Here is a 12,561-nt window from a genome sequence, read left to right as displayed (position 1 = left end):
CAGTGCAGGCAGTTCATCGCGGCGGCAGCGACCTGCCGGCGCGAGTGCGCGGCGTGACCGACCGGGCCTCACCGACCGCCGCTGACTCGTCGTCGGTGACGGGCGTGGCCGCTGCCACGGTTTCGGGTTCGGGAATCAGCAACTCGTCGACCCCGCAGCCGAGGACGGCGCAGATGACGTCCAGGTCGTTCAGTTTGATGGCGTTGGGGTTGCCCGACCACAGGCCCGACATCTTGCCGGCGCTGATGACCAGACCGCGGTCGGCGAGCATCCGCTGGAGTTCGCTGGCCTTCCAGATGCCGCGATTGGCCGCGGCCAATCGCAGGTTCCATTTCATCGAGCGAGTCCTTTCCATCGATCGGCGACCCGGCGTTGCCCGGTGACCCAGGCATCTTCGACGTGGGTGGCGTGCACGTGGATATACCGAGCCGTTGTGCCCGTCCAGGCGTGACCTAATAGTTCCTGGATCGCGAATAGGTTCATACCGGCCAGATAAAGCTGGGATGCGCAGAAATGCCGCAGCACATGCGGTGTCAGCTTCCCCGACCACCTCGGCAGATATCGGTCGGTGGCCTCGGCCAGGGCGCGGCGATAGACGTCGGCGGTCGCGCGCATACACGTCCCGTCGATGTTCTTGCGTTCGGACGGAAACAGCGGCGCAGCATGGTTTTTCGGGTCGACATCGAACAGGCCCAGCACGTCTTCGATGAACCACTGCAGGCTGCGGTCGGCGCCGTTGATCAGTGGCACTACCCGCGGCTTGGGACCTTTGCGACGAGATCCCTTGCCATGACGGACGTTCAGCTTGCCGAACCGGCCCAGCTCCCAGCGCACGTCATCCAGGTCGAGCATCCGCGCCTCGTTGATCCGCAATCCGACATCGGCCACCAGGCGAGCCACGGCGTAGTTTCGGGCGGTCGGGGCGAACTTGCGGCAGGTGACCAGCTCCCCGCGCCACCCCGCGAACAGCTGCTCCACCTCGTCGGCGGTCGGCGGGATGCGCAGCTGCGGATCCACCCACGCCCGCGGTCGGTTGATCTCATCGAGCGGGCACTCGATGACCCGGCCGCTGAGATTGTGCAACTCGACCTTGTGACGCAGTTCGAGGAACTGAAAGTACACCGTCAGCGCGGCCGCCCGCCCGGTCCGAGTCGACGCCCGGGCATCACGCAGCACCTTGCCGAAGTAGGTGTCGGCGTCAGCAGGCTGGATCTCCCACAGCGGCCGACCGAACCAGTCCCGGATCAGCTCAAGGTGATTCACGTCGTTGCGGATGGTCGAGTCGACCAACCCGGCCGATGCCCGGGCAAGGACGAATCCGGCCAGCACATCGGTCTCGAAGCCGGCGAGCTCATCCTCGGTCGCCGGTGCCCGCTGCTCCCTCAGGTCCCGCACGACAGCCAGAGCCAACCCACGCCTCCTCAACTTCACCCACAGTGAAGAATCATCAGCTGATCAGTTATCCAGTCGGCAAAGATGATGCCACTTCATTCGCGGGTTTTGCAGCAGGGACACGCCCACAACAGCTGGTCCAGGCACTCGACGGGCTGGCGCACACCACTCGGTGGCTCAGGAACCCGTCGACTGTTGGTTAACTACCGCATATAGCGCAATCGGTTGTACTTCAACGTAGTCGAGCGCCACTATACATTCCCGATAATCCGCCGCCATACGCATCGCACGCTCTTGCAACCGGTTTCGACGTGATGCAGCGAGTGTGGCACTAACGCATTGTGATTCACTCGATGAGTCAATTCCTAGGGCCGATAACCGGGCGAGCGGTCGAGCGGGCGGGCGTTTCCAGCAAACGCTCCTGCCTGTGGTCCTACTGCGCAGCCGCTCCCCCGCCGGGGGATTGGAGCCTGCTTTGGCCCGCCAACCCGAAGCCCAACAACGCATGTTCGTGCCCTTCCTCATCACGGTGGGCCTCGTCGAAGCAGCGACCTGGGAACGTCTCCCTACGACAAGGTGGAGACCGTAGCCACCGTCCGCCGACACCGCGGACCGCGAGGGGCGCAGCGTTGATCAATGAAATTGACCACCGCTGCGAAAATGCCGAAATGCGCCCCATGCTGCGGCGATCGCCCTATCGTTTGTGCCATGACGGGGGTAGGCATGCCGGCGTGGCCGGCAACAATGGCAGCATTCGTGCTCGAACTCGCCGGGATCGTGCCACCGCTAGATCCAAGAGTGCGAAATGAATTGGCTCAAGACGAAGAGAGTGTCGAGCTCGCGCAGCGTCTAGCGGAAGAACCCTCGCTACAAGATATCGTGTTCTCGGATGCGGATCATCCGTCGCTCCACACCCCTACCGTATTGTCTTTCACCGCAGAATCGTGGGCTCAGGCGCGCTCAGGTCTGGGCATCGTTGAGCGGGGTCAGGGCGAGCGCATCGCGGCCATCTGGCACACGGCGGTTCCGCTGGTCAACGGTGACTACCTGTTGACCCCGGATCCGGGTCACCCTGAAGCGGTGTCGTTCTATCGAGCCACGCGCAATGACGACGAGGGTGCGATCGATTTTCGCGTGGGCACTGCGTCGAGGGGCCCGTATGAGGTCGTGTGGGAGGACAACGACGACCGCTGCCATCTCAGACGATTCTTCAACGGCCTCTTGCAATGCAAGGTGGTCGGGTGCAGCGAGGTGTGTCATAGAGGCATCGAGGTGGACCCCATAACGGGCGCACAGTCATTTCCGTGCGGGTGTCCCTGATGTTCGGCATCGACTGGATTATTTGGGGCGTCATCATTGCCGCCGCCACGTTGGGGGCCGCAATCGGCGTGCCGGTCGTCCTCTACATCCGTCAGAACCGCGCCAACATCACGGTGACAAGCGAATTCGACAAGACCGGGTTCGTGGAAGTCGTCCTCGCCAAGGAGGGAAGCGGGGCCGCGCAAGTCGATTCGGTTGAACTCATGGCAGCTGGCACCAACACCAAGCTGCCATTAATCGGACGTTCCAAAACTGGTGCCGGGCCAATCAACTTCGATGGCGGCAAAGCCAAGATTCGCGTCTACTTCACACTCACCAGCGGGGCGAGTGCAACCGATGCCATCGAGGTACACGTCGAACACAAAGGCAAATCGTCGAGGGTCAAGTCCACCTGGACGACCAAGACCATATCTCCCCAGGCTGGCACCGAAATGATCGATCTGCGCGACCCGATTGAACCCGAAGCAGACACCACTACGAAAAAGGCGCCTGGCACTGCTGGTACTGGCACGACTGGGGCGAATCCGCCAGCAGCTCAATCAAATACACCCGCGCCAGGACTTTCCAACCCGCAGCGTGACACAGACGATCCCGACGTCAAGACGTAGAGCGTCCATCACGTCGAGGTCTCCCCCGGCGCCTCCAAGGAAGCCCGGTCGCGGAGGTTCGCGGCTGTGGCCCACACAACGGAAGGCCGTCGGGGACAGCCTTCGGGTGAGGATCCACCGGCGATACCGAATATCGCGATGTGGACATCCCACGTTGCCGAGACGCGGGTCGGATTGGCCATATCTGACTATTGCGGCCGCCGCCCGGCGGAGCCATTCGAGACCTGGATGCTTCGAGGCTGTGCCACGCCTCCGTAGCCCTGGCAAGTCCCCCGTCTGACGCTAATTTTGCCCGCGGCCACGGGCTACTTGACCCGTCGTGTGCGGGCGCATGGTTGGTGTGCGACGACCATCGAGACTTTGCACAGTGCACGAAACACCAAGGGGCGGTGTGTAAGTCGTGTGTTGGCACTGTGCTGGTGGAGTGGTCGTATTCGAAACCTGCGGTATTGCCGTGGTGGGCTAGCGGTTTTCGGGTCCGACGTTCTGGCTGCACTGGTCAGGTGCCCGGATCTCGCCGGCCGCGAACCTCCATCGGACGCGGGCGTTCTGGGGGTGAGCTGTTGCGGTAGGAGATGTTCAGAAATGCTCAAAGTCGTTGACTATCGAGCACACGCGTGGTCGCAGATTGGTCTGCGGGGGGAGCTAGCGTGGCCGTATGCCGGTAAACACGACGTCGTGAATTGTTCGTGCGATTAGATCTTCGTCGAGCGTATCGTCGGTGATTAGGTAGGTCAGTGCGCTGGTGGTGACTGCACCGAATAGCGCGATGGCGGCAGCTCTGGGGTTGTCGAGAGCCTCGAGTGAACGGTCGTTAGCGCCCGCGCGAAGCAAGGTCTCGACGGGTTCGAAGTAGGCAGTGCTGATCATGTTGGCGATGACGGGCATGCGGGCGGCGCGGCCCAGTTCTCCTATGAGGGCGCGACAGACAGCGGGCCGCTGGGCCATCACGCGCAGTTGGGCACTGATGACGTCGTGCAGGCGTTGGGCGGCGGCGCCGTCTGCCTCGACGATCGCGGTGACCTCGTGCGCGACGTGTTGTAGGGCGTCTTCGAGGAGGAAGGCGAGTATTTCTTCTTTGCCGGCGAAGTAGTAGTAGAGCGTGGCCTTGGCGATGCCCGTGGTCGCGGCGACGTCTTCGATCTTTGTGTCGTTGAGCCCGCGCTCGGCGAAGAGTTCGGCCGCGGCAGGCAACCGGTCGGCAATCTGAGCGGGAATCTTCCGCATAAAGTCCTCCCCTCGGTTTAAACTCTCAGTCTAAACCGACGTTCTGCAATGTGGCAGGAGACGCTATGTCGACGGTACAACTTCGCTACGATCCCTTTGACGCGGAAATTCAGGACGACCCCTACCCCGTCTACCGGCAGCTACGCGACGCGGCACCGGTCTATCACGCCGCCGATACCAACACCTGGGTACTTAGTCGCCACGCGGATGTCATCAGCGCGCTGCTTGACCATCACAGCTACTCGTCGGTCGACGGAGTATTTCCGACTCCACCGGGCTCGACTTTTCGCGAATCGCTGCTGCCGATGATGATTTTGATGGATCCCCCGCGACACGATCAGCTGCGGGCATTGGTTAGCAAGGCCTTCACCCCGCGACGAATCGCGGCGCTGACGTGCGCGATCGAGGACCTCGCTGATCAGTTGACGGCCGGCCTGATCCAGGAAGCCAGTTCGGCCGATTTCGTCGCCGACTTCGCAGCTGTACTACCAGCGATGGTGATCGCTGATTTGCTCGGTGTGCCGCGCGAGGACCGTACACAATTTCGGCGATGGTCGAACGCGTTGGTGCAGTCCAATCCCACCCACGGCGAGACCGGCGAGGCTTTGGCAGCCGCGGCCGCGATCTATGGCTACTTCACCGATTTCCTCGCCGACCGCCGCGGCCAACCGCGCGACGATTTGATGTCAGCGTTGGTGTGTGCCGAGATCGACGGAAAGCACCTTAGTGACGACGAACTGCTTGGCTTTTGCCTGCTGCTGCTGATCGCCGGTCATGAGACGACGTCGAATCTGCTGGCCAACGCCGCGGTGGTACTGGCCGACTATCGCGACACCCGCCACCGGCTGGCTGGCGATGAGAGCTTGCTCGGGGCAGCTGTTGAGGAGCTGCTGCGGTATGACTCACCGGCTCAAGGACTTTCGCGAACGTTGACCCGCGACGTGACAGTGCATGGCGTCACAATGTCGGCGGGTGATTCGGTGCTGTTGTTGTTCGGCTCGGCTAATCGTGACGAACGCGTGTTCGCTGATCCCGACGTGTTTGACATCGGGCGCAAACCCGAACACCAAGTGGCATTCGGCCGAGGCATTCACTTCTGTCTCGGTGCGTCCTTGGCCCGGATGGAGGCCCGGATCGCGTTGCGCGCCTTGCTGGCCCGCGTGCCCAACTGGGAAGTCGACTTGGGCCGCGCGCAGCGCCTGCGGTCGGGCCCGATCCGAGGCTATTTGTCGTTGCCGATCTCCTGGTCGGCGAACTAGCCGCGCTGCGGTCCAATTGGCTGTGACCGATCCAGTCGAATGGGCGGTGGGGCGCCCAACTAGCGGGAGATGGTTGGCTGGGGAGGATTCACGTTGGCGCTGCGATGAAGAAAATGTGGATCGTCCTGGTCATCGTGGCGGTGGTGGCGGTAGCGGGCTTCTGCGTACTGCGGCTTCGCACCTTTTTCGGCGTCCACGACGATCAGACGATGACCAGCGGCATCGCCGATGAGATCAAGCCGTTCAATCCCAAGCGCGTGGTTTACCAGGTTTATGGTCCCCCGGGGACGGTGGCCAACATCAACTACTTGGACATCAATGCCCAGCCCCAGAAAGCTAGCAACGTGCCTTTGCCCTGGACGCTCTCGGTTACCTCGACGCTGCCCTCGGTGAGCGTCAACATCGTCGCGCAGGGCGACAGCAACCAAATCGGCTGCCGGATCATCGTGGACGAGGTGGTCAAGGACGAAAGGTCGAGTCAGGGTATGAATGCGCAAACGTTCTGCATAGTGAAGTCCGCATGACCGATGACCGGGCCGCAGGGCTGCCGCATATGCCGGTTTTCGCGCGAACGGTCCACAAACTCGCGGTGCCCGTCGTCTTTGCCTGGGTGGGGCTTGTCGTCGTCCTCAGCGTCTTGGTTCCATCGCTGGACGCGGTCGCCGAAGAACACACCGTGTCGATGAGCCCCAAGGACGCGCCGTCGATGCAAGCGATGAAGCACATCGGCAAAGTATTCAACGAATTCAACAGTGACAGTGCGGTCATGATCGTGCTGGAAGGTGACAAGCCGCTGGGCGATGAGGCCCACCATTTCTACGACCAGATCGTCCGCAAACTCGAGGCTGACACGAAACACGTCCAGCACGTCCAGGACTTCTGGGGGGATCCGCTGACGGCCGCCGGTTCGCAAAGCTCCGACGGCAAGGCCGCCTATGTGCAGGCGTATCTTGCTGGTAACCAGGGCGAGAGCCTGGCCAGCGAGTCTGTCGCGGCGGTCCGCAAGATCGTGGACAGCGTGCCTGCGCCGTCGGGGGTCAAGGCCTATGTGACCGGCGCTGGGGCGTTGATCGCCGATCAGCACTCGGCCGGACAAAAGAGCCTCCAGAAGGTCACGATCATCACCTTCGTGGTGATCATCGTGATGTTGCTGTGGGTATACCGCTCGATTATCACCGTGTTCAGCACGTTGTTCATGGTGGTGATCGAGGTGATGGCGGCTCGGGGGGTTGTCGCTTTCCTGGCCTACAACAACATCATGGGATTGTCGACCTTCGCGGTTAATATTTTGGTGCTGTTGGCCATCGCCGCTGGGACAGACTATGCGATCTTTATTCTCGGCCGATATCAAGAGGCGCGCGGCCTAGGCGAGGACCGCGAAAAAGCCTTCTACACCATGTTCCACGGAACCGCGCACGTCGTCCTTGGCTCTGGCCTGACTATTGCCGGTGCGATGTATTGCCTGAGCTTTACCCGGCTTCCGTATTTCCAGACTATGGGTATCCCTTGTGCGGTCGGGATGCTGGTCGCCGTTGCTGCCGCGCTGACCTTGGGTCCGGCGGTCCTGACCGTCGGCAGTTTCTTCAAGCTGTTCGATCCTAAGCGCAAGATGCGGACCCGGGGATGGCGACGGGTGGGCACCGCGATCGTGCGCTGGCCCGGGCCAATTCTCGCGGTGTCAGTCGCGATCGCCCTCATCGGTCTACTCGCCCTACCCGGTTATCAAACCAATTACGACAACCGGCTGTATTTACCCCCGAGCGTCCCCGCGAATATCGGCTACGCCGCCGCCGAACGGCATTTCCCCGCGTCCCGGATGAATCCGGAATTGTTGATGATCGAGACCGATCACGACATGCGCAACCCGGCGGGCATGCTGGTGTTGGACCGGATCGCCAGGGGGGTCTTCCACATCCCGGGTGTCGCGCGCGTCCAGGCGATCACCCGGCCGCTGGGAACGCCGATCGAGCACACCTCAATCCCGTTCCAGATCAGCATGCAAAACACCACGCAGGTCGAAAACCAGCAGTACATGCACCAGCGCATGGACGACATGCTCAAGCAGGCCGACGCGATGCAACAGTCCATCGACACCATGCAGCGCATGTACAACATCACCTCGCAGATGGCCGCGGTCACCCACCACATGGACGGCCTCACGCATGAAATGTTGGATGTCACAAACACATTGCGCGACAACATCGCCAACTTCGATGATTTCTTCCGGCCGATTCGCAGCTACTTCTACTGGGAAAAGCACTGCTTCGACATCCCGGGCTGCTGGTCGCTGCGATCCCTCTTCGACGCGCTCGACGGTCTGGATCAGATCACCGAAAAATTCACCTATCTTGCCGGCGACATATCTCAGCTGGACGCCTTGATGCCGCAGATGCTGGCGCAGATGCCGCCCATGATCGCCACCATGACGACCATGAAGCAAATGATGCTGACCATGCACAGCTCGATGTCGTCGCTGTATGACCAGATGGACGTGATGAGCCAAAACTCGACCGCCATGGGCCAGGCCTTCGACGCCGCCAAGAACGACGACTCGTTCTACATCCCGCCGGAAGTCTTCGACAACCCCGACTTCAAGCGCGGTCTGAAGATGTTCCTGTCGCCGGACGGGCACGCGGCCCGCTTCATCATCTCCCATGAAGGGGATCCCGCGACCCCGGAAGGCATTTCGCACGTCGAGCCGATCAAGAACGCAGCCAAGGAAGCCATCAAGGGAACTCCGCTGGAGGGCGCCAAGATCTACCTTGCCGGCACCGCCGCGGTCTACAAGGACATGCGCGACGGCTCCAAATACGACCTGATGATCGCGGCAATAGCTGCGGCCAGCCTGATTTTGATCATCATGCTGATCATCACCCGAAGCCTGGTCGCCGCGGTCACCATCGTGGGCACGGTGCTGATCTCGTTGGGCGCCTCGTTCGGACTGTCCGTGCTGGTGTGGCAGGACATCATCGGCTTCAAACTGCACTGGATGGTGCTGGCGATGTCCATCATCTTGATGCTGGCCGTCGGATCCGACTACAACCTGCTGCTGGTGTCCCGTTTCAAAGAAGAAATCGGTGCCGGTTTGAAAACCGGAATCATCCGCTCGATGGCCGGCACCGGTGCGGTGGTGACGTCTGCGGGCCTGGTCTTCGCCGCCACCATGGCCTCGTTCATATTCAGCGATTTGAAAGTCGTCGGGCAGGTCGGCACCACCATCGGCCTGGGTCTGCTGTTCGACACCCTGATCGTGCGCTCATTCATGATGCCGTCCGTCGCCGCGCTGCTGGGGCGCTGGTTCTGGTGGCCGCAGCAGGTACGCACTCGCCCGGCCAGCCAGCTACTTCGGCCCTACGGGCCACGTTCGGCGGTTCGCGCCTACCTGCTGCCCCGGCAAGATGACCCGCAGTCGGCGACCACCGACCGGTTCCCGGCGGCCTCACCGCACTACTAAGCCATCACCGCTATCGCCGCCCAGTCCTTTAGCGGCACATCCACGACGGTCCGCGTAACCGGCCCTCCCGCGACGTTCAGCGATCAAATCGATTCGGCTGAGCAGGATTTGATTGTCATCTCCGTCGTGACCGCCGGGCTGATAGCGCTGATCTTGCTGGTCATCTACAGGTCACTGTTTACCGCGTTGCTGCCTCTGTTGGTTATCGGGGTCAGCCTTGCGGTAGGGCGCGGAGTGCTCTCGGCGCTGGGCGAAGCGGGAATGCCGGTGTCGCGATTCACCATCGCGTTCATGACGGCGATTCTGTTGGGCGCCGGCACCGATTATTCGGCATTTTTGATCAGCCGGTATCACGAGCAGCGCCGCCAGGACGTCTCGGCTGACCTCGCGGTGATCAACGCAACCGCCACCATCGGCCGGGTGATCCTGGCCTCCGCCGCGACTGTGGCGTTTGCATTTCTGGCCATGGTTCTTTGCAAAGCTGAGCGTTTTTGGCGCGCTGGGCCCAGCGTGCGCGATAGCCGTCTTCGTCGGAGTCGCGGCCACCGTGACATTGTTCCCTCCGGTATTGGCGCTGGCCGCCAAACGGCGGCATTGGCGAACCCAAAGCCGACCGCACACGCCGCTACTGGAACTGGATCGCCGTGGCCGTAGTCCGCCGACCCACCCCACTGCTGGCCGCCAGCCTGGCCCTTGTATTAGGGCTAGCGGCTGTCGCGCTGACCATGCGCATGAGCTACGACGACCGCCAAGGAGAGCCGGACACAACCGCCAGCAACGAAGGTTATCACCTGCTGGACAGGCACTTTCGCAAAGATATCGTCATCACCCAGTTCATGGTCGTGGAATCACGGACCGATATGCACACCGGTAAAGGCCTGGCCGACCTGGATGAGATGGCGTCTCGCGTGTCGCAATTGCCGGGCGTCACCAAAGTATCCGGCGTCACCCGGCCCACCGGGGCACGACTCGATCAGGCACAGCTCTCTTGGCAAAACGTCCAGATCGGCAACAAGATGGCCGATGCCGTCGCCAAAGGAGACGCCCACAAGACCGATCTCACCAAACTCACCGGCGGTGCCGACCAACTCGCCAGCGGCCTGGCGCAACTTGACACCACCCTTCGCACAGCGTTGACTCCGCTGACCGGTATCCTTAACCAAGCCCAGTCCAGCGGCTCGCAATTTCAGCGCTTTCGCCCTCTGCTGCAGCAACTTTCGACTACCACACCGACCATCGACCAAGCTATCCGAGCCGGACCTGGGCTACGTCAAGAAGCTCAACAAGCTCAGAATGCGATCGCCACGATCGACCCGCTGGTCGGTGCGCTCAACACCTCCCCCTGGTTTGCCTCCACACCCGAGTGCACCCAGATCCGCGACCAGGTACGGATTCTGGTGACCTTGCGCGATGGCGGCTTTTTCAGCCAGCTCGCCAACCTCGGCGACATGTACCAGCCGGGCGGCGATACTGCGGGGGGCACCATGGCAGACCTGCAGAACACGGTCACCTCGCTGAACAAGGCGTTCGGAGCGCTCGGCGACCCCGCCGACATGGCCGGCAACATCCGCCGCCTCCAAAACGGCATCAGCCAGCTCGCATCGGGCGCACAAGCCCTAGCCACCGGTGTGCATACCCTTGCCGACAGCAACATCGAAATGTTGTCCGGCATGAGTCAGATCGCCACCCAACTACAGAATTCCGCGCGGTCCAGCGCCGGTTCGGACAACTCCAGCGGCTTTTGCCTCCCGGCTAACGCCTTCGAGAATCGCCAGTTCTCCGATGTGGCAAAGCACTTCCTGTCCGCTGACGGCAAGACCGCACGCTTCGCCATCGAATCCAGCTACAACCCCTACAGCAGCGAAGCGATGGATCTCGCTCAGAAGATCACCCAAGTTGCCGATGCTGCACGCCCAACACCTCCTTGGCCAACGCCAAAATATCGATGGCCGGATTCCCCGCCGTCAACTCCGATATCCAGCGCCTTCTGTCGGCCGACTTCCATCTGCTGGCCATTGCCACGCTCGTCATCGTCGGACTGATCCTCGTCGTTCTCCTGCGCGCCTTGGTGGCCCCGCTCTACCTGCTCGGTACGGTCGTGCTCAACTACGCAGCCGCACTGGGCATCGGGACGCTCGTTTTCCAATACGGCCTCGGTAAGAAAATCGCTTGGCTGGTACCGCTTTTGGCGTTCATCATCTTGATCGCGGTGGGCGCCGACTACAACATGCTGCTGATCTCGCGGTTACGCGAGGAATCCGCTCACAACATCCGCGTCGGCGTACTGCGCACGGTCGCAAACACCGGCTCAGTCATCACTTCCGCCGGGCTCATCTACGCGGCCAGCATGTTCGGCCTTATGGTCGGTTCGGTCGCGATCATGATCCAAGCCGGGCTCATCATCGGCTGTGGCCTACTACTCGACACCTTTGTTGTCCGCACTCTCACGGTTCCCGCGATCGCCACATTGCTCCGTGAGACCAGCTGGTGGCCGCAACGTAAACGTGAGGACGCTTGAAACTCTTGCATTTTGACTAAAATACCGACGATTACGCACCTTCATCTGAGTCATGAGCGGTGTTGGGTCCAGCGAAGCGGACGAGCTGGTCAAGAAGCTCTCCGAAACCGGCGATGTCGCCGTGGGCGGCGAAGTGTTCGGGTTCTACCGTGATGAAAACCGCTGTTGCGGTGAAACGAATGACGCCATCTTCACCGACCCCCTCGCCAGTGTAAGGCACGTCCTTGCCGCACGCTGATACGTGCGCTAATGCGGTGGGGCTGGTGTAGCGGAACCGGCGCTAGATACTCGATCGCGAGATTGCGCGTGACCGCAGGCGTGCCGGCGATCCACAGGGTGAAGCCCAAAAGGTCGTCGCACGCCGCCGCGATAGCCCCGCCGTGCGCCAAGCCGGGCGCACCGATATGACGCTCATCGAATGCCACATCGGCATATACCTCATCGTCCAGACGATAGACCTCTAGCTGCAGGCCACTGGAATTCTCGGGTCCCGCAACCCATACAGGTAGGCGTGTGTGACGGCAGGCGTTGCGGTTCAGTTGAATTTGGAGCATCCAAGGTTGCGGCCTCGTTTCCGGTTGGACGTGTTCGATAACTTCGGCCATTGCGGCCTTAAACGACGAGAAATCCCGCATTAAGGTGCCGAACGCAGCAACTTGGCGTATGCCGACCTGGCAAAGTGCAGCTCATGGTCACGGCGAGCCGCGCCGGGCGATCCAAGCGCCAGTACGGTCCGCTTCGGCGCGATACCGTTAGCACGGTACCGCAGGCATTTTGGACACG

The 12,561-nt window shown here is 61.7% G+C and carries 8 protein-coding genes and 3 pseudogenes; 7 read left to right on the top strand and 4 right to left on the bottom strand.

Annotated features, from left to right (window positions below; all coding sequences use genetic code 11):
• Nucleotides 1-13: 13 nt before the first annotated feature.
• On the bottom strand, nucleotides 14-337 hold the full coding sequence (locus AC0KTM_RS01105) for a helix-turn-helix domain-containing protein (protein WP_007172299.1): 324 nt from the start codon (nucleotides 335-337) through the stop codon (nucleotides 14-16).
• Complete coding sequence (locus tag AC0KTM_RS01100) at nucleotides 334-1,410, bottom strand: tyrosine-type recombinase/integrase (protein ID WP_007172298.1); 1,077 nt, start codon at nucleotides 1,408-1,410, stop codon at nucleotides 334-336. The genes AC0KTM_RS01105 and AC0KTM_RS01100 overlap by 4 nt, the downstream gene beginning before the upstream one ends.
• Before the next feature lie 457 nt (nucleotides 1,411-1,867).
• Between AC0KTM_RS01100 and AC0KTM_RS01095 the strand changes: the two are divergent.
• The 3 genes and pseudogenes from AC0KTM_RS01095 to AC0KTM_RS01085 all read left to right on the top strand — a co-directional run.
• Nucleotides 1,868-1,981: pseudogene (locus tag AC0KTM_RS01095) on the top strand (hypothetical protein); the annotation flags it as partial.
• A gap of 119 nt (nucleotides 1,982-2,100) precedes the next feature.
• A complete protein-coding gene (locus AC0KTM_RS01090; RefSeq protein ID WP_087139652.1) occupies nucleotides 2,101-2,712 on the top strand; it encodes a hypothetical protein in 612 nt (203 codons plus the stop codon).
• Nucleotides 2,697-3,320, top strand: a complete 624-nt coding sequence (locus tag AC0KTM_RS01085) for a hypothetical protein (RefSeq protein ID WP_033717424.1) — start codon at nucleotides 2,697-2,699, stop codon at nucleotides 3,318-3,320. Before AC0KTM_RS01090 ends, AC0KTM_RS01085 begins: the two co-directional genes overlap by 16 nt.
• Before the next feature lie 645 nt (nucleotides 3,321-3,965).
• Here the strand turns inward: AC0KTM_RS01085 and AC0KTM_RS01080 are convergent.
• Nucleotides 3,966-4,547 (bottom strand): TetR/AcrR family transcriptional regulator, encoded by a 582-nt coding sequence (locus tag AC0KTM_RS01080; RefSeq protein WP_007172295.1) that lies wholly within the window; start codon nucleotides 4,545-4,547, stop codon nucleotides 3,966-3,968.
• Between the two features lie 65 nt (nucleotides 4,548-4,612).
• Between AC0KTM_RS01080 and AC0KTM_RS01075 the strand changes: the two genes are divergently transcribed.
• The 4 genes and pseudogenes from AC0KTM_RS01075 to AC0KTM_RS01060 form a co-directional block, all read left to right on the top strand.
• Nucleotides 4,613-5,806: a cytochrome P450 gene (locus AC0KTM_RS01075; protein ID WP_007172294.1), complete on the top strand. Its 1,194-nt coding sequence runs from the start codon at nucleotides 4,613-4,615 to the stop codon at nucleotides 5,804-5,806.
• 104 nt (nucleotides 5,807-5,910) lie between these two features.
• Nucleotides 5,911-6,330, top strand: a complete 420-nt coding sequence (locus AC0KTM_RS01070; RefSeq protein WP_007172563.1) for an MmpS family transport accessory protein — start codon at nucleotides 5,911-5,913, stop codon at nucleotides 6,328-6,330.
• Nucleotides 6,327-9,260, top strand: coding sequence for an MMPL/RND family transporter (locus tag AC0KTM_RS01065; protein ID WP_007172562.1), 2,934 nt, complete (start codon nucleotides 6,327-6,329; stop codon nucleotides 9,258-9,260). The genes AC0KTM_RS01070 and AC0KTM_RS01065 overlap by 4 nt, the downstream gene beginning before the upstream one ends.
• Nucleotides 9,261-11,778, top strand: a pseudogene (locus AC0KTM_RS01060) (MMPL family transporter); the annotation flags it as partial.
• A 31-nt stretch (nucleotides 11,779-11,809) separates the two neighbouring features.
• Here AC0KTM_RS01060 and AC0KTM_RS01055 read toward each other — a convergent pair.
• Nucleotides 11,810-12,279: pseudogene (locus AC0KTM_RS01055) on the bottom strand (PaaI family thioesterase).
• Nucleotides 12,280-12,561 lie beyond the last annotated feature (282 nt).

The organism is Mycobacterium sp. NTMscope_Eco_3 (assembly GCF_976985685.1).
This window is presented reverse-complemented; position numbering and strand designations above follow the sequence as displayed.

Excerpts from the sequence above, each read along its gene's own strand:
- AC0KTM_RS01105 (WP_007172299.1), bottom strand. The coding sequence starts at position 337 with ATGAAATGGAACCTGCGATTGGCCGCGGCCAATCGCGGCATCTGGAAG.
- AC0KTM_RS01070 (WP_007172563.1), top strand. The coding sequence starts at position 5,911 with ATGAAGAAAATGTGGATCGTCCTGGTCATCGTGGCGGTGGTGGCGGTA.
- AC0KTM_RS01080 (WP_007172295.1), bottom strand. The coding sequence starts at position 4,547 with ATGCGGAAGATTCCCGCTCAGATTGCCGACCGGTTGCCTGCCGCGGCC.
- AC0KTM_RS01065 (WP_007172562.1), top strand. The coding sequence starts at position 6,327 with ATGACCGATGACCGGGCCGCAGGGCTGCCGCATATGCCGGTTTTCGCG.
- AC0KTM_RS01090 (WP_087139652.1), top strand. The coding sequence starts at position 2,101 with ATGACGGGGGTAGGCATGCCGGCGTGGCCGGCAACAATGGCAGCATTC.
- AC0KTM_RS01075 (WP_007172294.1), top strand. The coding sequence starts at position 4,613 with ATGTCGACGGTACAACTTCGCTACGATCCCTTTGACGCGGAAATTCAG.